The following is a 24,238-nucleotide window of genomic DNA, read 5'->3' as shown; positions in this document are numbered from 1 at the left end:
ATCACGGCCTAAACACAGGGTGTTCTGGAGAACATTTGGTGCGGCGCACGCTTCGCCGCTGAATGCTCCCAAACCCTGTCTATAAAGCAGGCTTATGGCGCGCAATGAGGCGCGCCAGCCAAGGACACGGGCGAGGTCGATCGTTGGACAAGCGAGCGGAAAGCGTCGAGATCAGGTCGGCCAGCAAGGCCTACGGCGCCGTTCGCGCCCTCGACGACGTTTCCCTCAATGTCGGCGCCGGTGAATTCGTCTCGTTGCTCGGCCCCTCCGGCTCCGGCAAGACCACGCTGCTCGGCATTCTGGGCGGCTTCATCCTGCCATCGCGTGGAACCATCCTCTTTGGTGGCCGCGACGTCACTTATATGCCGCCGCACAAGCGCGATATCGGCGTGGTGTTCCAGAACTACGCGCTGTTCCCGCATATGAGCGTCGGCGAGAATGTCGCCTTTCCCTTGCGCGCGCGGCGCCTGCCGAAGGCGAGCTGGCCCGACAAGGTGCGTGCCGCGCTCACGATGGTCGGCCTCGCCGGCTATGAAGAGCGCGGCATCGCGCAGCTCTCCGGCGGCCAGCGCCAGCGCGTGGCACTGGCGCGCGCCATGATCTTCGAGCCGCGCCTGATCCTGATGGACGAGCCGCTGTCGGCGCTCGACAAGCAGCTGCGCGAATCCATGCAGATCGAGCTGCGCGCGCTGCATCGGCGCATCGGCGCCACCATCATCTACGTCACCCACGACCAGCGCGAGGCGCTGACCATGAGCGACCGCGTCGCGGTGATGAAGGACGGCCGCCTGATCCAGATCGACGAGCCCGAGCGGCTGCACGATCATCCCGCCGATTCCTTTGTCGCAAGCTTCATCGGCGAAGCCACGATGTTGCCGGTCCGCCGTGTCGATGCATCCAGCGTCGCGCTCGGCAATGCGCTGCTGCGCAGCGCCCGCGCCATTCCCGATGGTGACGCCTTGATGCTGGCCGTGCACAGCGAAAAGCTGCTGATCGACGACGGCGCGCAGGAGGCCGGCTGCAACCGCCTGACCGGCACGGTCACCGACATCGTCTATCAGGGCGAGAGCCTGCGCATCTTCCTGGCGCTCAAAGGCGGCGATGTGCTCAGCCTGCGCCAGCCGGCCTATCACCAGGCTTACAGCCGCATCCCGCCGCTCGGCGGCAGCCTCACCGTCACCCTTCACCCCGAGGATACCATCGTGGTGCCGAGGGTGGAATGAAGAGAGTGGGCTGAATTCAAGTCTTGTTCAACTGAGAGAAGAAACTGACATGTCGATCCAAGCTGCGTTCAGCAATTTCAAGGTCCTCACTTTCGACGTCGTCGGCACCTTGATCGATTTCGAGGCCGGCGTGCTTTCCGCGGTGCGCAAGATCTCGGGCAAGACGCCGGCCGAGCTTAGCGACGAGCAGATCTTCGAGCCCTACAAGCGCGGCCGCGATCAACACTATGAGCGCTCCAGCGAGGCGATGTTCCACGTCTATCGCCATCTCGCCAAGGAGCTCGGATTGCCGTCCGACGACGCGTCCTGCGACGCCTTCCAGCTCTCGGTGCTGCGCTGGGGTCCATTCGCGGATTCGGCCGATGCGTTGAAGCGGCTGCGCACGAAGTTCCGGCTGGTGGCGATGACCAATGCCGATCGCGTCGCGCTGTCGGCTTACGCGCACGCGCTCGGCAATCCGTTCGACGACACCGTCTGCGCCGACGACACCGGCGTTGCAAAACCCAACCCGGAATTCTTCGCCTACAACAAGGGCCGCCAGTCCGCCTTCGGCTACAAGCAGTCCGATATCCTGCACGTCGCGCAGAGCCAGTACCACGACATCGGGATCGCGCGGAAGCTCGGTTACAAAGTGTGCTGGATCGAGCGGCGCCAAGGTGTCGCTGGCTTCGGCGGTACGCCCGCCGTGGAAGCGCTGACCAAGCCCGACTTCCACTTCCCGACGCTGAAGGCGCTCGCCGACGCCGCCATCGGCCCGGCGGCGTAAGTTCATGAGCAAGGGCATGACACGGGACTGGCGCGCGCGGCCATCGGTCAACTCGCTGTGGGAAGCCACGGCGGAGCCGGCACGCGACTTTCCCGTGCTGTCGGGCGAGCATCAGGCGGATGTGGTGATCATCGGTGCAGGCTATACCGGCCTGTCCGCCGCGCATCACATTGCGAAGGACGGCCTCGCGCCAATCGTGCTGGAGGCCAACCGTCCCGGCTGGGGCGCCAGCGGCCGCAATGGCGGGGTGATCACCGCAAAATTCCGTCTGTCGTTCCGCGAGATCGACGCCGCGCATGGCCGGGCCATGGCGAGGCGCATGTACGAGATCGCGCATGAATCGACCGACATCGTCGAGGAGATGGTATCCGAATTCGGCATCACCAGCGCGAACCTGACGCGCACCGGCCAGGTCAAGGCCGCGCACAACGAGACGACGCTGAAGGCCGCGATCGACGAAGCCAACTGGATGACGCGCGAGATGGGCTCCGCCGAGGTCCGCATCCTCGACAAGCACGGCGTGCGCGACGAGACCGGCTCCGACATCTTTGTCGGCGGCGTGCTCAATCCCGGCTCCGGCGGCATCCATCCGTTGAACTATCTGCGCGGCCTCGCCGATGGCGTCGCGCGCCGCGGGGTGCCGATCTTCCAGGAATCGCCGGTGGTGAAACTCCGGCGCGAGAAGGACGGCATCGTCGCCGAGACGCCGCATGGCGCGGTGCGCGCCAAGCAGGCGATCATCGCCACCAACAGCTATTCCGATCTCACCAGTGCCACCGGGCAGATGCAGCGCACGCTGATCCCGTTCCGCAGCGCCATGGTCGCGACGGAGCAGCTGCCGCGCAATCTCGCAGGTCGGCTGATGCCGACCGGGCGCACCTACACCGAGACCAAGCGCATGATGCGCTGGTTCCGCATGGTCGACAATCGCGTGATCTTCGGTGGCCGCGGCGCCTTCGGCAAGCAGGATTCGGAAGCTGCCTTCGACGCCTTGCGCAAGGCGATGGTCGGCATCTTCCCCGATCTGGCCGACGTCCCGCTCGCCTACAAATGGTCGGGCCTCGTCGCGATGACGCTGGATTCGGTGCCGCATATCGGCCGGCTCGACGACCGCACGCTGTTCTCGGTGGGCTACAACGGCGCCGGCGTGGCGATGTCGAGCCTGATGGGCCGCTATCTGGCCGCTTTCGTGCGCGGCGAGATGCCCGAGGTCGGGCTACTCGATGCGAAGCGCATGAAGACGATCCCGTTCTATCCGTTGCGCGAGCCCGCCGTGCGCATGGTCGCCGGCTGGTACCAGTTTCTCGATGCGATCGGTCAGTGAGATTTTTGGAGGAAGCGAGAATGACGATGAAGCGAAATCTTGGATATGGTTATGCGGTGTTGGGCGCCATTGTGCTCAGCGGCACCGCGGCGAACGCCGCCGAGCAGATCACCTTCGTCTCGCAGGGCGGCGCCTATCAGCAGGCGCAGACGGTGGCGATCCTTGATCCTTCCGCCAAGAAGCTCGGCATCACCATCAACCAGGATTCCATTCCGGACGCCTGGCCCGCGATCAAGACCCAGGTCGGCAGCGGCAAGCCGATCTGGGACGTCGTCGACACCCCGACCGGCTATTGCCTGCGCGGCGGCGAGCAGGGGCTGATCGAAAAGCTCGACTTCTCGAAGATCCCGAACGCGGCGGCGATGCCGGAGGCGTATCGCAGTCCCTATTCGATCTCCTACGAGTTCTATTCCAGCGTGCTGGCCTACAGCCAGAAGACCTTTCCGAAGGACGCGCCGAACAGCTGGATCGATTTCTGGGACGTGAAGAAATTCCCCGGCCGCCGCGCGCTGCGCAATCACCCGATCGCGACGCTCGAGGCGGCGCTGATGGCCGACGGTATTGCGCCCGACAAGCTCTATCCGCTCGACGTCGACCGCGCCTTCAAGAAGCTGGAAGAGATCAAGCCGAACATCACGGTGTGGTGGACCTCGGGCGCGCAATCGGCACAGCTGCTCAATGACGGCGAGGTCGACATGGAGATGGCCTGGAACGGCCGCGTCAGCGCCGTCGCGAAGGAGGGCGCCAAGGTCGCCTTCACCTACAACCAGGGTATTTTGCAGAGCACCTCGCTGTGCATTTTGAAAGGCGCGCCAAATCTCGGCACGGCGGTGAAATTCCTCAACGAAGCCGTCGATCCCGTGCACCAGGCCAACCTGCCGCTCCACATCGACTACGGCCCGGGCAATCCCAAGGCGTTCGAGACCAATGTGATCAAGCCAGAACGCGCGGCGCAATTGCCGAGCGAGCCGGCCAATGCGGCCAAGCAGGCGCTGATGTCCTACGCCTGGTGGTCCTCGCCCGCGGGCGAAGCCGCCGAGAAGCGCTGGGCGTCGTTCATGCAGAAGTAAGCGAGGCGAGGCAGCGTTGACGACATCCGTGCCCGATCCATCGCAAAAGCATCAGCGCCGCGAGCAGGCGCTGATGCTGGCGCTGGTGTCGCCGGCGCTGCTGGTGATCCTGGCTCTGATCGTGCTGCCGGTCGGCTGGCTCGCCTGGCAGTCGCTCTACCACGACGGCTTCACGCTTGAGAACTATCGCCGCGTCTTCACCGAGGACATCTACTGGCGCAGCTTCGCGCTCACCTTCGAGATCAGCCTTGCGGTCACGGGAATCGCGCTGCTGCTCGGCTATCCCGTGGCCTACCTCGCCAACTCCGTGCCGAAAGGGTGGAGCATCATCATCCTGTCGCTGGTGGTGTTGCCATTCTGGACCAGCGTGCTGGTGCGGGCCTATGCCTGGCTGGCGCTGCTCCAGCGCACCGGCGTGATCAACCAGTTCTTGCGCTATCTCGATGTGATCTCCGAGCCGCTCGCGCTGGTCCACAACACCTTCGGCACGGTGGTGGCGACCGTGCACATCCTCTTGCCGTTCATGGTGCTGCCGCTCTACGCCACCATGCAGAAGATCCCCGGCGATTTGATGCAGGCCGGCGCCAGCCTGGGGGCGAGTCCGTCACTGACATTCGTCCGCGTCTTCTTGCCGCTGTCGCTGCCGGGCGTGCTCGCCGGCTGCACCATGGTGTTCGTGCTCTGCCTCGGCTTCTACATCACGCCGGAGCTGCTCGGCGGCGGCCGCACCGTAATGGTGTCGATGCTGGTGAGCCGCAATGTCGAGCTTTACAACCAGTTCGGCGCCGCGAGCGCCGTTGCCGTCGTGCTGCTCCTGAGCGTACTCGCGATCTTCTTCGCCGTCAGTCGCTTCATCTCGCTCGATCGCATCCTGGGGCAGAAATGACGCGCCTCTCGCCCGCTCGGATTGCCCTCTACGTGATCAGTGCGCTGGTGCTGGTCTATCTGATCCTGCCGGTGCTGATCATCGCGCCGATCTCGTTCTCCAGTGCGCGCTTTCTGACCTTCCCGCCGCCGTCGTTCTCGGCGCGCTGGTATCAGCAATATTTCGCCAACCCGGCCTGGATGCAGGCGACACGGGTGACGCTGACGATCGCGTTGCTGACCGTCGTGATTGCGACTCCGTGTGGCGTGGCTGCCGCCTATGCCATCAGCCAGTCGAAGCTGCGGATCATGCGCGTGATCCACATGGCGCTGCTGCTGCCGCTGGTGGTGCCGATCATCATCATCGCGGTCGGCATCTTCTTCGTCTATGCCAGGGTCGGCCTGGTCGCGACCCTGCCCGGCCTCGTGCTGGCGAACGTGATGCTGGGATTGCCCTATGTCGTCATCTCGGTGCTGGCGGGCTTGCAGAGCTTCGACCCCGCGCAGGAGATGGTGGCGCGCAGCCTCGGCATGAATCGCCTGCGCAGCTTTTTCGCGGTGACGTTGCCGCAGATCAAGTCCAGCGTGGTCGCGGGCGGCATCTTCGCCTTCATCTCGGCGATGGACGAGACCATCGTCGCGCTGTTCATTTCCGGCGGCCAGTATCAGCCGCTCACCAAGCGCATGTTCACCGCGCTGCGCGACGAGATCGATCCGACCATCGCGGCGATCTCGACGCTGATGACGGCGGCGTCGTTCATGCTGGTGCTCGCGGCGGGGGCGCGGCAGAAGAAGGGTGGGTGAGGTGGGCGACGCGAGCGAGTGGATCGTCGCTCCTTGCTCCGTCATTGCGAGCGCAGCGAAGCAATCCAGACTGCCTCCTCCGGAAAGATTCTGGATTGCTTCGCTGCGCTCGCAATGACGATTGTTGAGGCCCGCTGCGCTCGGTCGTGGTCGAACGGCGCGCCGAACGTGTGGCGGTTGGCGGCGCAGCTATTTTTGAAATACCGAGATGTTGTCGCTCAGCCAATCGGTTACAGGGCGCGGAGCATGGCCCGTCAACGAGCGGACAGTTGAGGTGGTCTCCGCGAGCACCGATTCGTAGAAAAGGCGGTCCAGACCGAGCAGCAGATCGGCGATAAATTCGTTAAGCCCCGACGCGAGCAGCGTCTCACGCTGCTCCGCAGGGCTTCGATGCTGGTATGTGACCACGCGTCCAAGCAATCCGGAAAGCTCGTTTGCTATCTCAGGCATGCTTACCGCTTTCGGCCCGGTCAGATGATAGGCGCGCTGAGAAGTGACATGCGCGTCGTCGAGAAGGGCAGCGAAAGCCGAGTCTGCCACGTCGCGTGTGTCAATCAAATTGACCAATCCATGGCCCGCTGCCCCGCCCCAGGTGTCCTGGGCAACTGGAGTGCCGGCCCGCGCCAGGATATCGACGAAACTCGAGGGACGCAAAACCGTGAAGCCTATGTCGCAAGTCGCAAGATGCGCCTCAATCTGCGCATGCCAGTCGAACGGATGTAGTTGAGACGGTGGTCCCAGAACGGACAATTTAACGATGTGGCTTACACCTTCAGCCACGGCTGCGTCGATCAACGCGATTTCGTTGGCGACTTGCCGGGGCGACGTGCCGTGAGCGAGGAACAGACGGTCAATCCCGCGCATCGCATTGTCCAAAGTTGATCGCGCATCGAAGTCCACGGTCGCAAGGGAAACTCCGGACGGCAGACGTTCAGCGTCCGACGTGCGGGTCAACGCCACAATCTCGAGCGGTTCGGTGACCAGTTTCGAAATCAAAGCGGAGCCGACGCGACCTGTGGCTCCCGCGACCGCAATGCGTCGACGGCCGGCGCCATGCTTGGAGGGGTTGAACATCCAGTTAGCCTTCCGTATCTTGGAACGATCAGTTCAAGATACTTGGAACGATCGTTCCATGATGTCAAGTGGGAATGCGATGAGCGGAAAACCCCAATTCGATGTCGATGCCGTGATCAATTCCGCGATGGACGTGTTTTGGCGGCACGGCTATTCGGCCTCATCGATCGATCAACTGGCAACGGCGATGGGTCTGTCGCGGTCCAGCCTGTACAAGCGATTTCGGGACAAGGACGGTCTGTTCGAGGAAGTCCTTTCGGCTTATGTCGAGCGCGTCGTGCGGCGGATGAACTCCGTTCGAGGTGATACGAAGCGCCAACAGCTCGAGGCGCTGTTGCACGACTTTCTGCCCAGAGAAGGCAGGACGGCTCGGCCCGCTGGATGCATGCTGGCCCGGTCGTGCGCTGAGATGGTCGACCTGCCTCCAGGAGGGCAGTCGGTCGCGCGGCGGGGGCTTACGCGGCAGCGCGCGGTCCTCGACGACATCTTACGCGAGGCGGTCGCAAATCGAGAATTGGCGTCGACGGCTGACATCGACGGATTGGCGTGGCACTACCTCGGTGTGTTGCATGCAATCATGAATCTGCCGCAGGCTGGCGCGACGGTGAGCGAGCTTCGCCGCGTCATAAAGCTTGCAATGCTGGCATGGCCATTTCCAGAACAGCACCCGGACTGAAGCCGTGGTCGACCCTCTGAGGATATTGTCCGTACAGGCCTCGGCATTCGTCTCGCGCAGCGCACACGGCATGATCGCGCTCGTTTAGCCGTCGTTGTCCTCACGTGCCGGGCAGGTGGTGGATTAGTTCCACCATCCGTCCGGCCGTCGGTCGCGATCACTGCATCATCGTAGCCGCGATCTTCTCCGCTGACATCAGCACCGGAAAATTGGTGTTGGCGCATGGCACCACCGGGAAGATCGAGGCGTCGACGACGCGCAGGCCCTGGATGCCCTTGACGCGGCCCTGATTGTCGACCACCGCCATGGGATCGTCGGCGCGGCCCATGCGGCACGAGCACGAGGCGTGCCACACGCCGATGGTCGCCTTGCGCACGAAGGCTTCCAGCGCCTCGTCGTCGTTGATGACGTCGTCGAAGGTAAAGCCCTCGACCACGAAATTGTCGATCATGTAGTGACGCAGCGCCGCCGGTCCGTCCATCAGGGTCGCGGCGATCTTCGTCAGGATCCTGTTGGTGTTGTTGACCACGCCGATCTTGCGCACGCGGTCGGTGTAGGAGGCGGGGAAAGGCTTGTCCGTCACCGCCTTGACCACGTCGCTCATCTGCACCGCCGCCATCTTGCGGAAGCCGCTCATCAGGCGGTCGAGGTCGCGACGGTCGGACAGCAAATTGAACTCGACGATCGGCTCGGCCGCGGGATCGCGCGAGGCGAGCTTGACCTGTCCGGTCTCGGAATAGGTCTTGTTGACGAAGGTGAGCAGCGAGCCGATCTGCTCTCCCACCGCGTGCCAGGCCGACTTGCTGAGCAGGACGACGAACATGTCGCCTTTGGGCACGCCCGGTAGCTCCGACGAGTAGCGCAGGCCGAGTTGCATGTGGCGCCTGGTATGCTCGTTCATGCGCGCGCCGCGACGGACAAAGGACGACAGCGAGATCGAGGGATGATCCATCAGGCGCTGGCCGACGCCTTGCAGCCCCATCAGGACGGGAATTCCCATATCCTTGAGGTGACCGACCGGACCGATGCCGGCGCGAAGCAGATGCGCCGGTGAATGAATCGCGCCGCTGGAGAGGATAATCTCGCGTCCACGGAATTCCTGCTCGCGGCCGTCAACGACGGCCTTCACGCCGACGCATTGCGTGCCTTCGAACAACAGCTCCCGAACTTGCGTGTTGGTTGAGATCGCTAGATTGGTGCGCTTGCGCGTGTCGCGGTCGAGATAGCCCATCGCGGCAGAGACGCGTTGCTCGGCCTGGTTGGAGTGCGTCACCGGGAAAAAGCCGTCGACGAACTCGCCATTCTGATCCGGCAAAAACTTGTGACCGGCCTGCTGGAAGGCGTCGGCGAAGGCCTGCGAATGCCGTGTCCAGTGCTCCCGCGGAATTCTGCGTACCGGAATTCGGCCGTCCTTGCCGTGGTACGGCCCGTCGAAATCGAGGTCGCGCTCGACCTTCTTGAAGAAGGGCAGCACGTCGTTCCAGGTCCAGCCCTCCGCGCCGCGGGCATCCCATTCGTCGTAGTCGGTTGGTGCGCCGCGATTGGCCATCTGGCCGTTGATCGACGAGCCGCCGCCCAGCACGCGCGCCTGCTCGTATTTGCGCAAGGGAGGACGGCTTTCGTTCGGATTGTTGTGGCTGACGACCTGGGTCGTGACCTTCAATTCCGTCCAGTGGAAGCGCGGATCGAAATACGCCGTGCCCGGATAGCTGTCTCTGATCTCGGCCGGCTCGTTGCCCGGCGGCGTATCCTGCCCGGCCTCGCACAGCAGGACCTTGTTGGCGCTCTTCGCGGAGAGCCGGTGGGCCAGCACCGACCCCGCCGAGCCGCCGCCCACGATGATGTAGTCGTACACGATTGGCGTTTCCTCTTGTTCTTGTGCGGGAAGCGTAGCGGGTTATTTACCCGAGGTCACGCCGCCATTGCCGCGACAGTTCGTACGCCGTAGCTTGATCGGCCACCTCGATTGTGTATTCTTTCTGCCAGCGCCGATTTGATCCTCAGCTTGCGGGCGCTTTACCAAATGCAGCTAAAGAGACCCGACTGAAAAGACTCTACCAAAGAGACCTGTCAGTCCTGCATTCTCCCGCATAGCGAAACCGATCGGCCGTTTCGAATGGGGAGGGCCATATGAGATTTGCCGCCATCGCGGACGTTCACGGAAATCGACCGGCGCTTGAAGCCGTTCTTGCCGATATCGCAGTGCTCGGAATCACTGATATCGTGAACCTGGGCGACCATGTCAGCGGCCCGCTCGAGGCGGCCCGAACCGCGGACCTGCTGATGGAGCGGGGCTTCCCGTCCATCAGGGGCGATCAGGATCGAATCCTTGTAGAGCTCTGGCAGGCCGGTGGTTCGACCCGCAGCGATTTCCGCGAAGCTCGAGCGCAGGCACTTCGACTGGATGGCCAGCATGCCGTCCACGCTTACGTATCGAGAGCGGGTTTTCCTGTGCCACGGATCGCCAGGCGATGATGCCGCGTTCTGGCTCGACCACATCGCCGACGACGGTTGCGCGCATCCAAGCAGGATCGATTCCATCGAGGCTGGCGCGAAGGAGATCGAAGCCGAGATCATCCTGTGCGCCCACACGCACATTCCCCGCGTGGTGCGGCTGAGGGACGGCCGGCTGGCCGTCAATCCCGGCAGCGTCGGCTTGCCCGGTTACGACGGGAAGCTGCCCGTTCCCTACGTGGTCGAGGTCGGCACGCCGCATGCGTGCTACGCGATTCTGGATCGTGCGGGAGGAGGTTGGTCCGCGACGATGCGGTACGTCCCGTATGACACCACGGCCATGGCCGCCCTGGCGCGAGCCAAGGGCATGCTGACCTGGGCGAGCGCGATCGCGACCGGTTGGGTTGAGAGTGAGACTTAGCCGGGGTCGTCATCGGCACTTCGCTAATGCGTCTCGTGAAACCGGGCCAGGAACGCCTTCAGCCGTTCGCTGCGCGGCTGGCGGATGGTCTCTTCCGGCGTGCCGATCTCGGCCATGATGCCGTCGTTCATGAAACCGACGCGGGTGGAGACGTCGGCCGCGAAGGCCATCTCGTGCGTGACCAGCACCATGGTCATGCCTTCGGCGGCAAGGCTGCGGATGACGGCGAGCACTTCACCGACGAGTTCGGGATCGAGCGCCGAGGTCGGCTCGTCGAACAGCATCACCTCGGGCTTCATCGCCAGCGCGCGGGCGATCGCGACGCGCTGCTTTTGGCCGCCGGACAGCCGGCTCGGAAAGGCATCGGCCTTGTCGGCGAGGCCGACCTTGGCGAGCAGGTCGCGGCCGAGCGCGTTAGCGTCGGCGCGCGCCATGCCCTTCACCTGCACCGGTCCCTCGGTGACGTTGGCAAGCACCGACATGTGCGGGAACAGATTGAAGTGCTGGAACACCATGCCGACATGTTCGCGCAGTTGCGCCAGTTGCGCGTCCTTTGGCGCGCGAGGGCCTTTGCCGAACGCAAACCTATGCGATCCGATCGCAAGCTCGCCTTGTTGCGGCATTTCGAGCAGGTTCAGGCAGCGCAGGAAAGTCGATTTGCCGGAGCCGGAGGCGCCGATCAGGGTGACGACCTCGCCGCGCGCGACCGAGAGTGAGACGCCCTTGAGCACCTCGTGGTCGCCGAACGCCTTGTGGATATTGTGAGCGATCAGAGCACTCATCGATGCGCTCCCATTTTCAGCTCGACCCGGTCGGCGACCAGCGTCAGCGGGAACAGCACGACGAAATAGAGCACGGCGATGGTGGTGTAGACCTCGAGCGGCTTGTAGCTCGTCGCCGTGATCACCGAGCCCTGGTAGAGGAGGTCGCCGACCGCGACCACCGACACCAGCGAGGTGTTCTTCAACTGCATGATGGTCTGGTTGATGAAGGAGGGGATCATCACCTGGGTGGCCTGCGGCAGCACGATGCGGCGGAAGATCTTTCCGCGGCGCATGCCGATGGCGCGTCCGGCCTCCCATTGGCCGACATCGACCGCCTCGATGCCGCCGCGGAATATCTCCGCGTAGAACGAGCCGGCATAGAGCGACAGCGCGATGAAGCAGGCCATCGCCGGCGACATGTCGACGCCGATCAGGACGGGCAGGGCGTAGTACATCCAGACCAACTGCACGAGCAGCGGCGTGCAGCGGAACACCTCGATGTAGAGACGCAGCGGCACCGAGACCCAGCGCGGTGCCGTCGTGCGCAGGATGCCGACGACCAGTCCGATCGTGAGGCCCGCGGCCACCGTGGTCACCGTGTAGAACAAGGTGACCAGGAGCCCTTGCCAGATCAGGCCCCAATACGGCTTGAGCGCCGCGAACTCCCAGACATACATCGTCGGATGGCCGTCAGAACTGCACTTCTGGCGGGAGATCGTCGGCAGTGAGGCCGACTGCCTGGAAGCCCTTCAGCATCCATTCGCGGGTCTGGCCCATCGCGCGGTTGTAGTCGGCCCAGGCGCTGAGGAAATCCTTGTAGCGGCGGTCGCTCTCGGCGCGGATGCCCATGTTGGTGGGGAGCGTCAGCAGCGGGCGCGGGATCGCGAGATCGCCGAGGTTCGGATTCTTCTTCAGGGTCGAGACCGAGAGCACCGCCAGCGAGACGTTGCAGTCGGCGCGGCCGGTGGCGACGGCAAGGATGGCCTCGTCACGGTTCTTGAAGCCGAGAATGGTCGCCTTCGGGCAGTAGCGGCGCGCGATCGTCTCGTGCGTGGACCCGATGTCGACGGCGATCTTGACCTCGGGCTTGTTCAACTCGGCCCAGGTCTGCGGCTTGGCAAAGCCCTTCTTGGTGATGACGGTGAAGGAGTGCACCAGGATCGGCGTCGAGAAGTCGATGACGAGGGCGCGCTCAGGGGTCGGGTTCACGGCGAAGGCAAGATCGACCTTGTCGGCCTGCAGGTCGAGGATCTGGTTGCCCCAGGTCGATTCCAGCGTCTCGACCTTGGCCCCGAGCTTGCTCGCGATGTCGTTGGCCATGTCGATGCAGGCGCCGGACCACGTGCCGGTGGCGAGATCCTTATGGAAATAGGGCTCCTGTCCCACGATGACGGCGACGCGCAGCACGCCATTCTTCTTGATGCGGTCCAGCGTGGAGGTCGGTGCGGTGTCGGCCTTGGCTGTGCTGCTCGCGGCGGCAATCGCGGCGCCTGCCAGCGCAACGGTGGTGAGTGCATCCCTGCGATTCATGGCTTGTTGCCTCCTGGAATTTGGGTCGGATCGTGTCCGGCCACTGGACTATTTCTGTATTCAGGATAAAATGCAATACGGTATTTCGATTTGCTGGCCATTTGTGCGGCAAGGCAGAGATGAGCCCAATATCTTGGCAGGATTGCGCAAAATTCCCCAAGACGAGGGATTGTCAATTGCATTCAACTCTGAATACAAGACTAAACGCAATATGGAAGTGAGCTGAAGGAGAGGCCTGTGCGCGCCCTATTCGTCGATGCGAACGAGACCCTGGCGGCGGTGACCGACAAGCTGCTGGCTGCGCAGAAGCTGCCTGTCAGCATCAACCGCAATCCCTCCATCAAGCCCGACGATCTGCCCGGCCTGCTCGGCGATGCCGAGATCATGATCGTCGATCACACCGCGGTGCCGACGGCGATTGCGGAGAAGTGCAAGGCGCTGAAGCACGTCGTCTTCCTCGGCACCGGTGCGCGCAGCTACATGAATCCGGACGAGCTCGCTGAGCGCGGCATCGCCGTCCACACCATCAAGGGCTATGGCGACACGGCGGTTGCCGAATGCGCGATCGCGCTGATGTGGGCCTCCGCCCGAAATTTTGGCGAGATGGATCGCGGCATGCGCGAGGGCAACTGGCTGCGCCGTGACGCGATGCAGCTCACCGGAAAGACGCTCGGCCTGATCGGCTTCGGCGGCATCGCTGCGGAAGCTGCGCGCATGGCGGCGGGTTGCGGCATGAAGGTGATCGCCTGGAACAGGACGCCGAAGACGCATCCCGGCGTCGAATTCGTCTCGCTGGAGAAGCTGCTGGCCGAGAGCCACGTCGTCTCGTTGCATCTGCTGCTCACCGACGAGACCAAGGGGTTTCTGTCGCGCGATCGCATCGCGCAGATGCGCAAGGGAAGCATCCTGATCAACACCGCGCGCGGCGCCGTCGTCGATGAAGACGCGATGCTGGATGCGCTGCGCTCGGGCCATATCGGCCATGCCGGCCTCGACGTCTTCACCGTCGAGCCTCTGCCGGCGGGGCATCCCGTGACCAAATTGCCGAACGTGACGCTGTCGGCGCATTCGGCGTTCCGCACGCCCGAGGCGAGTGACAATCTCATCGGCGCGGCGCTCGATCACTGCCGCCGCATCATCGCCACCGGCAAGTAAAGAATAAGGACATCCCATGTCGGACATCACCCGCATCGACCAGAACGCCCGCCGCAGCCGCGCTTCCGTGTTCGGCGATCTCGTTTTCCTCGCAGGCCATGTGGCTGATACCAAGACCGCCGACATCACCCAGCAGACCAAGGAGGCGCTGGCGAAGGTCGACGACATGCTGGCGCGCGCCGGCACCGACAAGTCGCGCCTGCTCAGCGTGCAAGTCTGGCTCAAGACCATGGACGATTTCGACGCCATGAACGCGGTCTATGATGCCTGGGTTATCCCTGGCAACGCGCCGACCCGCGCCTGCGGCAAGGTCGAGCTTGCCGATCCTGCTTTCCGCATCGAAGTGATCGCGATCGCCGCGCGCAAGTAAAGGCTCCGCCGTGACCGTCCAGGTTCCCGCATCGACCTTCCGCCCCGCCCGGCGCATCGGCGCGATCGGCGTCTCCGAGATCCTCAAGATCGGCGCGGTCGCGCAGCGGCTCAAGCGCGAGGGACGGCCGGTGATCGTGCTCGGCGCCGGCGAGCCTGATTTCGATACGCCTGACCACGTCAAGGACGCCGCGATGCGCGCCATTCGCGCCGGCCAGACCAAATACACCATTCTGGACGGCACGCCGGAATTGAAGGCCGCGATCGCGCAGAAATTCCGGCGCGAGAACGATCTTGTCTACGCAGCCGACGAGATCACCGCCGGCGCCGGCGCCAAACAGGTGATCCACAACGCCTTCATGGCAAGCTTAAGCCCCGGCGACGAGGTCATCCTCGCCGCGCCCTATTGGACCAGCTATGCCGACATGGTGCGCATTGCCGACGGCACGCCGGTCGACGTGCTCTGCCGCGAAGACAACGGCTTTCGCCTCGATGCCGCCGATCTCGAACGCGCGATCACGCCGCGCACACGCTGGCTGCTGCTGAACTCGCCGTCCAATCCGACCGGAGCAGCCTATTCGGCGGCGCAGCTTCGTCCGATCCTGGATGTGCTCAAGCGCCATCCGCATGTCTGGCTGATCGCCGACGACATCTACGAGCACCTGATCTATGACGGCATGCCGTTTGTGACGGCCGCGGCACTCGAGCCGAGCCTGAAATCGCGCACGCTGACGGTGAACGGCGTCTCCAAGGCCTATGCCATGACTGGCTGGCGCGTCGGCTATGGCGGCGGACCGCGTGAATTGATCGCAGCGATGGCGGTGGTGCAGAGCCAGAGCACGACCAACCCCTGCTCGGTGAGCCAGGCCGCCGCGATTGCCGCGCTGACCGGGCCGCAGGATGTGCTGGTCGACCGCCGCGCCGCATTCCAGCGCCGCCGCGACATCGTGGTCGACGCGCTCAACGCGATCGACGGCGTCATCTGCCGCCGGCCGGAAGGCGCGTTCTACACCTATGCGAGCTGCGCCGGCCTGATCGGCCGCCGCACGCCGGATGGCGTCACGATCGACAGCGATGCCGCGTTCTGCCGCTTTCTCCTGGAGAGGCATGACGTGGCCGTGGTGCCGGGCAGCTGTTTCGGCCTTGCACCTTATTTCCGCCTGTCCTACGCCACCTCGGAACAAAATTTGCGCGAAGCCGTGATGCGCATCGCCAGAGCCTGCAGGGAGCTGTCATGACCATTCGTAACACCCGCACCGGGGGCCAGATCCTGATCGATCAGCTGGTCGCCCAGGGCGTCGACCGCGTCACCTGCGTGCCGGGCGAAAGCTACCTGGCGGCGCTCGATGCGCTGCATGACAGCCCGATCGACGTCGTGATCTGCCGCGCCGAAGGCGGCGCTGCGATGATGGCGGAAGCCTATGGCAAGCTCACCGGCCGCCCAGGAATCTGCTTTGTCACCCGCGGCCCCGGCGCCACCAATGCCAGCCATGGCGTCCACATCGCGATGCAGGATTCGACCCCGATGATCCTGTTCGTCGGCCAGGTCGACACCGGCATGCGCGAGCGCGAAGCGTTCCAGGAGCTCGACTACAAGGCGGTGTTCGGCACCATGGCGAAATGGGCGGTCGAGATCGATCGTCCCGATCGCATCCCGGAGCTGGTCGCGCGCGCCTTCCGCGTCGCCATGCAGGGCCGTCCCGGCCCGGTGGTGATCGCGCTGCCCGAGAACATGCTGACCGAGACTGCTTCTGTTGCCGACGCCATGCGCATCGAGCCGGCGGTGAGCTGGCCGGCGCCGTCCGATGTCGAGCGCGTCGGTGCGATGCTCGCGAGCGCCAAGGCGCCGCTGGTGATCCTCGGCGGCTCGCGCTGGACCGATGAAGCCACCAGGAGCATCGCGCGCTTCGCCGAGCGCTTCGACCTGCCGGTCGCGACCTCGTTCCGCCGGGCTTCGCTGATCGATGCCGATCATTCGCACTACGCCGGTGACCTCGGCATCGGGCCGAGCCCGGGCCTGAAGGCGCGCATCGACAACGCCGATGTCATTCTTCTCATCGGCGGGCGCATGTCGGAGATGCCGTCGTCGTCCTACACGCTGTTCGACATTCCGACGCCGAAGCAGAAGCTGATCCACGTTCACCCGGGGTCGGAAGAGCTCGGCCGCGTCTATCAGCCGGAGCTGGCGATCCAGGCGACGCCCGCCGCGTTCGCCGCCGCCGTCGAGGCGTTGAAGCCGTCCGGCACTGTTGCCTGGAAGGGCGAGGCCGCCAAGGCACATGCCGATTATCTCGTCTGGACCGACAAGGCGCGCGAATTGCCGGGCACGTTCCAGTACGGCCAGGTCATGACGTGGCTGCGCGATCGCTTGCCGAAGGACGCGATCGTCTGCAACGGCGCCGGCAACTACGCCGGCTGGATCCATCGCCATCACCGCTTCCACAGCTTTGCCTCACAGCTTGCGCCGACCTCGGGCTCGATGGGTTATGGCGTGCCGGCGGCGGTGCTCGCGAAACGGCAATTTCCGGATCGTACCGTGATTGCGTTTGCGGGCGACGGCTGCTTCCTGATGAACGGCCAGGAATTCGCGACCGCCGTGCAATACGACGTGCCGCTGGTCGTCATCGTCGTCGACAATTCGCAATACGGCACCATCCGCATGCATCAGGAGCGCGACTATCCCGGCCGCGTGGTCGGGACCCAGCTCAAGAACCCTGACTTCGCGATGTATGCCAAGGCGTTCGGCGGTCATGGCGAACGCGTCGAGCGTACCGAGGAGTTCGCGCCGGCGTTCGAACGTGCGCTCGCCTCGGGCAAACCGTCGATCCTCCACTGCATCATCGATCCGCGCGCGATCTCGGTCGGCAAGGATTTCACGCCGGCGGTGAAGGCGTAAGCGATGCCGGAGGGCCGCCACGTCGCCATCATCGGAGCCGGCGCGGTCGGCGTGGTCAGCGCCATCGAGGCGCTGCGCGATGGTCATCGCGTCACGCTGATCGATCCGGGTGAGCCCGGTGGCGAACAGGCGGCAAGCTATGGCAACGCCGGCTGGCTGTCATCGCATTCGGTGATCCCGCCGGCCGAGCCGGGCATCTGGAAGAAGGTGCCGGGCTATCTGATGGATCCGCTCGGCCCGCTGGCGATCCGCTGGTCTTACTTGCCGAAGGCGCTGCCCTGGCTGATCAAGTACCTGCTCTCCGGCTGGACCGAGGCGCGGGTCGAGAAGACCGCGTTCGCGCTGCGAAGTCTCCTGAAAGACGCGCCGCTGCTGCACCGGAAGCTTGCGGAAGAGGCGGGCGTTCCTGAGCTGGTCGAGCGCAACGGCGTGATGCATGTGTTTCCGTCGCGCGGCAATTTCGATAATGATCTCGGCTGGCGCCTGCGCAAGAAGGTCGGCGTCGCATGGCTGGAGCTCAATGCCGACGAGATGCGCCAGCGCGAGCCGGAGCTGCATCCGCGCTACACCTTTGGTGTGGTGGTGGAAGAAGCGGGGCGCTGCCGCGATCCCGGCGCTTACGTTGCGGCGCTTGCCAACCATGCGCTGGCGAGCGGCGTGAAGATCGTGCGCGCCAGGGCGACCGGTCTCAGGCTGAACGGCGACAAGCTCGTCGCCGTCATCACCGAGACCGGTGAAATTCCCTGCGATGCCGCCGTTGTCGCTGCCGGCGCGCATTCGAAGCGGCTCGCCGCGTCGGTCGGCGATCAGCTGCCGCTCGAGACCGAGCGCGGCTATCACGTGATGATCGAGAACCCGGAGACGGGGCCGCGCAGCTCGATGATGGCGTCGGATGCGAAGATGGTGGTGAACTGGACCGACAAGGGCCTGCGCGCCGCCGGCACGGTCGAGATCGCCGGCCTCGAGGCCGCGCCGAACTGGAAGCGCGCCGAGATCCTGCGCAATCATCTCCTCAGCATGTTCCCGAAGCTGCCGAAGGACATTCCGGCCTCGCGCATCAAAACCTGGTTCGGCCATCGTCCGAGCATGCCGGACGGATTGCCCTGCATCGGCCATGCGCGGGCCTCGCGCGACATCATCTATGCCTTCGGCCACGGCCATGTCGGCTTGGTCGGCTCGGCCCGCACCGGCCGCCTCGTCGCGCAGCTCTTGAGCGACAAGCAGCCCGAAATTCCACTCGCGCCGTTCGCACCCACTCGCTTCCTCTGAGATCGCACCATGACCACTCCAGCCAATTCGTCCTCCCGCATCGCCCGTGGCGGCAAGGCCATCTATGGCGCGCCGCTCGGCATTTTGATGCTGGAAGCGCGCTTTCCCCGCATTCCCGGCGACATGGGCAACGGCACCACCTGGCCGTTCCCGGTGCTGTATAGCGTGGTGAGCGGCGCATCGCCGGAGAAGGTGGTGCTGAAGGGCGCGGCCGGCCTGCTGCCTGATTTCATCGATGCGGCCAAGGATCTGGTGCGGCTCGGGGCCGAGGCCATCACCACCAATTGCGGCTTCCTCTCTCTATTCCAGAAGGAGATCGCGGCCGCCGTCGGCGTTCCCGTCGCGACCTCGTCGCTGATGCAGGTGCCGTGGGTGCAGGCAACCTTGCCGCCCGGCAAGCGCGTCGGCCTCGTCACGGTGTCGGGCTCGACCCTGACGCCGGCCCATCTCGAAGGTGCCGGTGTGCCGCTCGATACGCCGCTGGTCGGCACCGAGCACGGCAAGGAATTCTTCCGCGTCCTGATCAAGGCGGAGAAGGACGACATGGACGTCGCCCAGGCCGAGCGCGACGTGGTCGAGGCCGGCAAGCAGCTTGTCGCCAAAAACCCTGACGTCGGTGCCATCGTTCTCGAATGCACCAACATGCCGCCCTATGCGGCAGCCCTGCAGGCCGAGGTTGGCTTGCCCGTCTACGACATCTATTCCATGATCACCTGGTTTCATGCTGGACTGCGCCCGCGCGTCTTCGCCTGACGTCCGGTTGTCGCAAAGCTCTGAACAAACGTGGCCAGGCCGCCGTTTGCATTGCAATCGCCTCGATAGCCCCGGTATATTGAGCCGTGTTCGGGCATGAATGCGGCTGATGAAGAGCAACGTGGAACTGGCCTCCGATAGTATCGTCGATCGCGTCTATGAACAGCTCAAGGCTATGGCCGTGAGCTATGAGTTCAAGCCGGGTGAACGGCTCAACGAAGGCGAGCTCGCCAAAAGACTTGGCGTCAGCCGCACGCCGCTGCGCGAAGCGCTCAATCGTCTCAACACCGAAGGTTTCCTGCGCTTCACGCCGGGCAAGGGCTTCTTCTGCCGCGAGCTCGACGCGCACGAGATCTTCGATCTCTACGAGCTGCGCAAGTCGATCGAGGTGGCCTCGATCCGTCTCGCCATCAAGCGCGCCAGGGACGAGGACATCGACGCGCTGCTGAAATTCCTCGAGGCCACCGGTCCCGATCCCGGCGAGCGGTCCTCGGTGGAGTTGGTCGAACTCGACGAGACCTTTCACGAACGGCTGATGGGGATGTCGAACAACGCCGAGATGCTGCGCGTGCTGCGCAACGTCAACGCCCGCATCCGCTTCGTGCGCTGGATCGACATGGACAGCATCAACCGCTCCAACACGCAGGCCGAGCACCGTGCCGTGATCGAAGGGCTGAAGGCGCGGAACGAAGAGGCCTGCGTCTCGGTGCTGGAGAAGCACATCGATCGCCGCCTCGATCGCATTACGTCCGCGATCAAGGAAGGCTACGCGCAGATCTACATGCCGGCCACGGCGAGGTCTGCGGCGAATTGAGTAGCCCGAGTGGCAGTGCCTTCCCTTCTCCCCTTGCGGGAGAAGGTGGCGCGAAGCGCCGGATGAGGGGTATCTCTCCGCGAATTCAAATCCGCATGAGTGCGCGGAGAGATACCCCTCACCCTGCTGAGTTCGTGTCTACCTGCGGTGATGCCCTCTCCCGCAAGGGGAGAGGGCGCAGCCGCACGCATCGAAGAAGACGCAGCTATACAATCCGTCGATATCTGATCGTCCCAGAAGGTCAGAGCTTTCGTGCGCGAACATCGCTAGCGTGCCGTTCGAGATCTTACGGAGACCTCGTGGTGCACAGCCCTCAACCGAATCCTGAAACGCGCGCCGGCGACGACTGGCCGTCCGAGCTCTATCGCATCCTCAAGGCCGCGGACGTCAGGCAGATGTCCTACGTGCCCGATGCCGGCCACAGTCAACTCATCCGTATGTTCTCGGCCGACCGCGACGTCACCACCAACGTGCTGACCACGGAAGAGGAGGGCATCGCGATTGCCGCGGGCGCCTGGCTCGGTGGCCAGCGCAGCGTGCTGCTGATGCAGTCGAGCGGGGTCGGCAATTGCATCAACATGCTGTCGCTGTCGGCGATCGGCCGCTTTCCGCTTCTGATGCTGGTGACGATGCGCGGCGAATGGGCCGAGTTCAATCCCTGGCAGGTGCCGATGAGCCGGGCGACGCAGCCCTCGCTGGAGGCGATCGGTCTGAAGGTGATGCGCGCGGAGACGGCGGAGGATCTGGTCGAAACGGTCGAAGCGGCCGCGGCGCTCGCCTACGATTCCGACCAGCAGATCGCGGTCCTGATCGGGCAGCGCCTGATCGGCAAGAAGAAATGGTGATGTCGATGTCGAATGCCTCTCAACTCGATCGCCGTGCCGCCGTCGCGGCTCTCCTTCGGGATCGCAAGGAGACGCTGGTCGTGTCCGGTCTCGGCTCGCCCACCTACGATCTTCATTCCGTCGGCGACCACGACGGCAATTTCTATCTCTGGGGTGCCATGGGCGGCGCCGCGCTGATCGGGCTTGGCCTGGCCCAGGCGCAGCCGGGCAAGCGCGTGCTGGCTCTCACCGGCGACGGCGAGCAACTGATGGGGCTCGGCGGCATCGCCACCATCGGTGTCGCGCGCCCGAAGAATCTCGACATCGTCGTGATCGACAACCAGCATTTTGGCGAAACCGGGATGCAGGCGAGCCACACCGGTCGCGGCGTCGATCTCACGGCGATCGCGGTCGCGTGCGGCTTTGCCGCAACCGGCACCGTCCGGACGATCGAGGAGGTGAAACGTCTCGCGACCGAGATCGCAGGACCGGCCGATGGGCCGCGGCTCTTTGTCATCAAGGTTCTGGCGGAAAATCCGCCGCGTTCGCTGCCTTCGCGCGATGCCGTCTTTATCAAGAACCGGTTCCGTGCTCATCTCGGCTTTGCGGCGGCGTAAGCCGGGTCTCACCCGGTAGCAGCCTCCCCAAGCAGCATTCTGGAGTGAGACCCATGAAATTATCCGGCAAGGTCGCCGCCATCACCGGCGCGGCGCGCGGCATCGGCAAAGCCTGTGCAAAGAGATTTCTCGATGACGGCGTCAAGGTCGTCATCTCGGATGTCGATGCCGATGGTCTGGCCGCAACGGCCGCCGAGCTCGGGCGGCCGGACGCCCTGCGCACCGTTGTCGGCAATGTCGCCAAGCGCGCCGACGTGGATCAGCTCGTCGCCACCGCCGTGAAAGAGTTCGGCCGGATCGACATCATGGTCAACAATGCCGGTGTCGCCCGGAACCGCGACATCCTGGAGATATCCGAAGAAGAATTCGACGAGATCATCGGCATCAATTTGAAGGGCGCGTTCTTCGGCGTCCAGGCGGCAGCCAGGCAGATGATCGCGCAAGGTAGCGGCGGAGTGATCATCAACATGTCCTCGGTGAACGCGCTGCTCGCGATCCCGGCGCTGGCGACCTACGCGATGTCGAAAGGCGGCATGAAGCAGCTCACATCTGTCGCCGCCGTCGCGCTTGCCCCGCACGACATCCGTGTCGTCGCGGTCGGGCCGGGCACGATCCTGACCGATATGGTGGCATCCTCGATCTACACCTCGGAAGATGCCCGCAAAACCGTGATGTCACGCACGCCGGCCGGCCGTGGCGGCGAGCCGAGCGAGGTTGCCTCGGTCGTCGCGTTCCTCGCCAGTGACGATGCGTCCTACATCACCGGGCAGACCATCTATCCCGATGGCGGCCGCCTGGTCCTGAACTACACGGTGCCGGTGAAGGACAAGTAGGGCTCTTGGTTTTGACGCGTTTTCTTCACGCGAACCGGTACCCACTTCGCTCGAAAACGCTTTACGACTTCACCGCGCCCGACGTCATGCCGTCGATGAACTGGCGCTGGAGCAGGACGAAGATCACGACGATCGGCAGCACGATGATGACGGCGGCAGACAGCATCTCGCCCCAGTCGGTCGAATACTGGCCGGTCAGATTGTAGAAGCGCACGATCGCCGTGACGTTGCTGTCGTTCTGGAGGAACGTCACGGCGATGACGAATTCGTTCCAGGCGTTCAGGCCGACGATGATCGCGACTGTCAACAGCCCCGGCCGCATCATCGGGAGAATCACGTACCAGAATATCTGCCACGGTTTTGCGCCATCGACTTGCGCTGCTTCTTCGAGCGCAACGGGAATCGCCAGCGCATAGGTGCGCAGCAGGAAAATCGCGAACGGCGAGAACATCGCGGTGTAGATCAGCGCCACGGCGGGGATCGAATTGACCAGGCCGAGCTTGGCGAACATGAAATAGAGCGGATAAAGGTAAAGCTGCACGGGCACGGTGATCGTGGCCATGAAGTAGAAGGTGATGAAGCGCCAGACCTTGCCCTTCTGCCGCGCCAGCACATAGGCGCAGGGCGTCGCGGTGACGCAGACCATCAAAATGGTGAGGCTTGCGACCTCGGCGCTGTGCAGCAGGCTCGGCCCGAGCTGGGCGTTGCGCCAGGCCGAGGAGAAGTTCTCCCAGTGCAGCTGGGTCGGCAACGCCAGCGGATTGCTGCCGATCTCGGCTGTCGTCTTCAGCGCGTTCATGACGGCGAGGACGATCGGCAGCAGCGAGCTGAATGATGCGACGCCGATCAGCCCCAGGCTGAATGTCCTGCTCCAGCGATCTCCGATCATGTCGATTGCGCGTCGTCGGTGATCTGGAGCCAGAGATAGACGGCGGTGGCGCAGAGGCCGAACAGGCTCATGACGCAGGCGGCTGCAGCAGCCTGGCCGACGTCGCCCTCGAAGAAGGCGTGGCGATAGGCAAACGTCGCCAGCACCTCGCTGCCATAGGCAGGGCCGCCGCGGGTGACGATGAAGATGAATTCGAACACCTGGAATGACCAGATCACGGTCAGGATCAGCATGAGTGTGAGCGTCGGGCGGATACCCGGGATCAGCACGTAGCGGAACAGCGCAAGGAAGCCCGCGCCGTCGAGCCGCGCCGCTTCGATCTGGTCGACGCTGATCTGCCGCATCGCCGACAGGAACACGACCGCAAGAAAGCCCCACCAGTGCCAGATGTCGACGGCCGCAACCGCATAGAGCGAACGATCGGGGTCGGCGAGGGGATCGGAGATCGAAAAGCCGCGCTCGTTCAACCAGGCGACGATGCCGGTGGCCGGGCTGAAGATCATGCCCTGGAAGATGCGCCCCGTAACTGCAACCGCGATGATGCGCGGCAGGAAGATGATGGACTGCACGACGATGCGCGCCTTCGGCGCCATCAGCAGTGCCGCGGCCATCACCAGGGCAAGGCAGACCGGCACGGTGAGAAAGATCGCCGTCCAGATGAAATTGTTGGTCAGCGCGGACCAGAACACGGGATCGGCGAACATGTTCTGGAAGTTGGCGAGGCCCGCCCACGCCGGCTTGCCGACACCATCCCACATGAAGAACGCCGCCGTGAATGTCAGCACGGCGGGCACCAGGATGATGCAGATATTGATCAGCAGCGCCGGGAGCGCGAACAGCCACATCTCG

24 protein-coding genes and 1 pseudogene are annotated in these 24,238 nt (G+C 64.2%); 18 read left to right on the top strand and 7 right to left on the bottom strand.

Annotated elements, in window-relative coordinates; translation table 11 throughout:
• The first annotated feature begins 143 nt into the window (after positions 1 to 143).
• From ACQ86E_RS07870 to ACQ86E_RS07845, 6 genes are all read left to right on the top strand, one after another.
• On the top strand, positions 144 to 1,223 hold the full coding sequence (locus ACQ86E_RS07870; RefSeq protein ID WP_431204928.1) for an ABC transporter ATP-binding protein: 1,080 nt from the start codon (positions 144 to 146) through the stop codon (positions 1,221 to 1,223).
• 49 nt (positions 1,224 to 1,272) lie between these two features.
• Positions 1,273 to 1,989: an HAD family hydrolase gene (locus tag ACQ86E_RS07865; protein WP_431204927.1), complete on the top strand. Its 717-nt coding sequence runs from the start codon at positions 1,273 to 1,275 to the stop codon at positions 1,987 to 1,989.
• Positions 1,990 to 2,005: 16 nt separating this feature from the next.
• Positions 2,006 to 3,313, top strand: a complete 1,308-nt coding sequence (locus ACQ86E_RS07860) for an NAD(P)/FAD-dependent oxidoreductase (RefSeq protein ID WP_431206425.1) — start codon at positions 2,006 to 2,008, stop codon at positions 3,311 to 3,313.
• Between the two features lie 20 nt (positions 3,314 to 3,333).
• A complete protein-coding gene (locus tag ACQ86E_RS07855) occupies positions 3,334 to 4,383 on the top strand; it encodes an ABC transporter substrate-binding protein (protein ID WP_431204926.1) in 1,050 nt (349 codons plus the stop codon).
• A gap of 73 nt (positions 4,384 to 4,456) precedes the next feature.
• Positions 4,457 to 5,269, top strand: a complete 813-nt coding sequence (locus tag ACQ86E_RS07850; protein WP_431206424.1) for an ABC transporter permease — start codon at positions 4,457 to 4,459, stop codon at positions 5,267 to 5,269.
• Positions 5,266 to 6,051: an ABC transporter permease gene (locus ACQ86E_RS07845; protein WP_431204925.1), complete on the top strand. Its 786-nt coding sequence runs from the start codon at positions 5,266 to 5,268 to the stop codon at positions 6,049 to 6,051. The genes ACQ86E_RS07850 and ACQ86E_RS07845 overlap by 4 nt, the downstream gene beginning before the upstream one ends.
• 189 nt (positions 6,052 to 6,240) lie before the next feature.
• On the opposite strand, the gene ACQ86E_RS07840 is transcribed toward ACQ86E_RS07845, so the two are convergent.
• Positions 6,241 to 7,125, bottom strand: a complete 885-nt coding sequence (locus ACQ86E_RS07840; RefSeq protein WP_431204924.1) for an NmrA family NAD(P)-binding protein — start codon at positions 7,123 to 7,125, stop codon at positions 6,241 to 6,243.
• 79 nt (positions 7,126 to 7,204) lie between these two features.
• Between ACQ86E_RS07840 and ACQ86E_RS07835 the strand changes: the two genes are divergently transcribed.
• Positions 7,205 to 7,801, top strand: a complete 597-nt coding sequence (locus tag ACQ86E_RS07835) for a TetR/AcrR family transcriptional regulator (RefSeq protein ID WP_431204923.1) — start codon at positions 7,205 to 7,207, stop codon at positions 7,799 to 7,801.
• 157 nt (positions 7,802 to 7,958) lie between these two features.
• Here ACQ86E_RS07835 and ACQ86E_RS07830 read toward each other — a convergent pair whose 3' ends face one another.
• Entirely contained in the window at positions 7,959 to 9,656 is a 1,698-nt protein-coding gene (locus tag ACQ86E_RS07830) for a GMC family oxidoreductase (RefSeq protein ID WP_431204922.1), read from the bottom strand.
• Positions 9,657 to 9,931: 275 nt separating this feature from the next.
• Between ACQ86E_RS07830 and ACQ86E_RS07825 the strand changes: the two are divergent.
• Positions 9,932 to 10,676 (top strand): annotated as a pseudogene (locus ACQ86E_RS07825) (metallophosphoesterase family protein).
• 23 nt (positions 10,677 to 10,699) lie between these two features.
• Here the strand turns inward: ACQ86E_RS07825 and ACQ86E_RS07820 are convergent.
• From ACQ86E_RS07820 to ACQ86E_RS07810, 3 genes are read right to left on the bottom strand one after another with little or no spacing between them, the layout of a single operon-like run.
• A complete protein-coding gene (locus tag ACQ86E_RS07820; RefSeq protein WP_431204921.1) occupies positions 10,700 to 11,458 on the bottom strand; it encodes an amino acid ABC transporter ATP-binding protein in 759 nt (252 codons plus the stop codon).
• A complete protein-coding gene (locus tag ACQ86E_RS07815) occupies positions 11,455 to 12,117 on the bottom strand; it encodes an amino acid ABC transporter permease (RefSeq protein ID WP_431204920.1) in 663 nt (220 codons plus the stop codon). Before ACQ86E_RS07815 ends, ACQ86E_RS07820 begins: the two co-directional genes overlap by 4 nt.
• A gap of 13 nt (positions 12,118 to 12,130) precedes the next feature.
• Positions 12,131 to 12,970: a transporter substrate-binding domain-containing protein gene (locus tag ACQ86E_RS07810; protein WP_431204919.1), complete on the bottom strand. Its 840-nt coding sequence runs from the start codon at positions 12,968 to 12,970 to the stop codon at positions 12,131 to 12,133.
• A gap of 237 nt (positions 12,971 to 13,207) precedes the next feature.
• Between ACQ86E_RS07810 and ACQ86E_RS07805 the strand changes: the two genes are divergently transcribed.
• From ACQ86E_RS07805 to ACQ86E_RS07760, 10 genes are all read left to right on the top strand, one after another.
• Entirely contained in the window at positions 13,208 to 14,125 is a 918-nt protein-coding gene (locus ACQ86E_RS07805) for an NAD(P)-dependent oxidoreductase (RefSeq protein ID WP_431204918.1), read from the top strand.
• A 16-nt stretch (positions 14,126 to 14,141) separates the two neighbouring features.
• Positions 14,142 to 14,495 carry a RidA family protein gene (locus tag ACQ86E_RS07800; protein WP_431204917.1) on the top strand — a complete coding sequence of 118 codons (354 nt, stop codon included), beginning with the start codon at positions 14,142 to 14,144 and terminating at the stop codon, positions 14,493 to 14,495.
• A 10-nt stretch (positions 14,496 to 14,505) separates the two neighbouring features.
• The gene (locus ACQ86E_RS07795) at positions 14,506 to 15,732 is read left to right on the top strand and encodes a pyridoxal phosphate-dependent aminotransferase (RefSeq protein WP_431204916.1); all 1,227 of its coding nucleotides are present in this window, start codon (positions 14,506 to 14,508) and stop codon (positions 15,730 to 15,732) included.
• Positions 15,729 to 17,390 (top strand): thiamine pyrophosphate-binding protein, encoded by a 1,662-nt coding sequence (locus ACQ86E_RS07790; protein WP_431204915.1) that lies wholly within the window; start codon positions 15,729 to 15,731, stop codon positions 17,388 to 17,390. Before ACQ86E_RS07795 ends, ACQ86E_RS07790 begins: the two co-directional genes overlap by 4 nt.
• A gap of 3 nt (positions 17,391 to 17,393) precedes the next feature.
• Positions 17,394 to 18,659, top strand: coding sequence for an NAD(P)/FAD-dependent oxidoreductase (locus ACQ86E_RS07785; protein WP_431204914.1), 1,266 nt, complete (start codon positions 17,394 to 17,396; stop codon positions 18,657 to 18,659).
• A 9-nt stretch (positions 18,660 to 18,668) separates the two neighbouring features.
• Positions 18,669 to 19,412: an aspartate/glutamate racemase family protein gene (locus tag ACQ86E_RS07780; protein WP_431204913.1), complete on the top strand. Its 744-nt coding sequence runs from the start codon at positions 18,669 to 18,671 to the stop codon at positions 19,410 to 19,412.
• 109 nt (positions 19,413 to 19,521) lie between these two features.
• Positions 19,522 to 20,226 carry a GntR family transcriptional regulator gene (locus tag ACQ86E_RS07775; RefSeq protein ID WP_431204912.1) on the top strand — a complete coding sequence of 235 codons (705 nt, stop codon included), beginning with the start codon at positions 19,522 to 19,524 and terminating at the stop codon, positions 20,224 to 20,226.
• A 302-nt stretch (positions 20,227 to 20,528) separates the two neighbouring features.
• On the top strand, positions 20,529 to 21,071 hold the full coding sequence (locus ACQ86E_RS07770) for a phosphonopyruvate decarboxylase (protein WP_431204911.1): 543 nt from the start codon (positions 20,529 to 20,531) through the stop codon (positions 21,069 to 21,071).
• Between the two features lie 5 nt (positions 21,072 to 21,076).
• Entirely contained in the window at positions 21,077 to 21,667 is a 591-nt protein-coding gene (locus ACQ86E_RS07765; RefSeq protein WP_431206423.1) for a thiamine pyrophosphate-dependent enzyme, read from the top strand.
• 53 nt (positions 21,668 to 21,720) lie between these two features.
• On the top strand, positions 21,721 to 22,500 hold the full coding sequence (locus tag ACQ86E_RS07760) for an SDR family NAD(P)-dependent oxidoreductase (protein WP_431204910.1): 780 nt from the start codon (positions 21,721 to 21,723) through the stop codon (positions 22,498 to 22,500).
• A gap of 61 nt (positions 22,501 to 22,561) precedes the next feature.
• Here ACQ86E_RS07760 and ACQ86E_RS07755 read toward each other — a convergent pair whose 3' ends face one another.
• Both ACQ86E_RS07755 and ACQ86E_RS07750 read right to left on the bottom strand, forming a co-directional pair.
• The gene (locus ACQ86E_RS07755; RefSeq protein WP_375313006.1) at positions 22,562 to 23,389 is read right to left on the bottom strand and encodes a carbohydrate ABC transporter permease; all 828 of its coding nucleotides are present in this window, start codon (positions 23,387 to 23,389) and stop codon (positions 22,562 to 22,564) included.
• Complete coding sequence (locus ACQ86E_RS07750) at positions 23,386 to 24,234, bottom strand: carbohydrate ABC transporter permease (RefSeq protein WP_014440089.1); 849 nt, start codon at positions 24,232 to 24,234, stop codon at positions 23,386 to 23,388. Before ACQ86E_RS07750 ends, ACQ86E_RS07755 begins: the two co-directional genes overlap by 4 nt.
• Positions 24,235 to 24,238: the final 4 nt, after the last annotated feature.

It is taken from the genome of Bradyrhizobium betae, assembly GCF_050632175.1.
Taxonomy (GTDB): Bacteria; Pseudomonadota; Alphaproteobacteria; order Rhizobiales; family Xanthobacteraceae; genus Bradyrhizobium; species Bradyrhizobium betae_B.
This window is presented reverse-complemented; position numbering and strand designations above follow the sequence as displayed.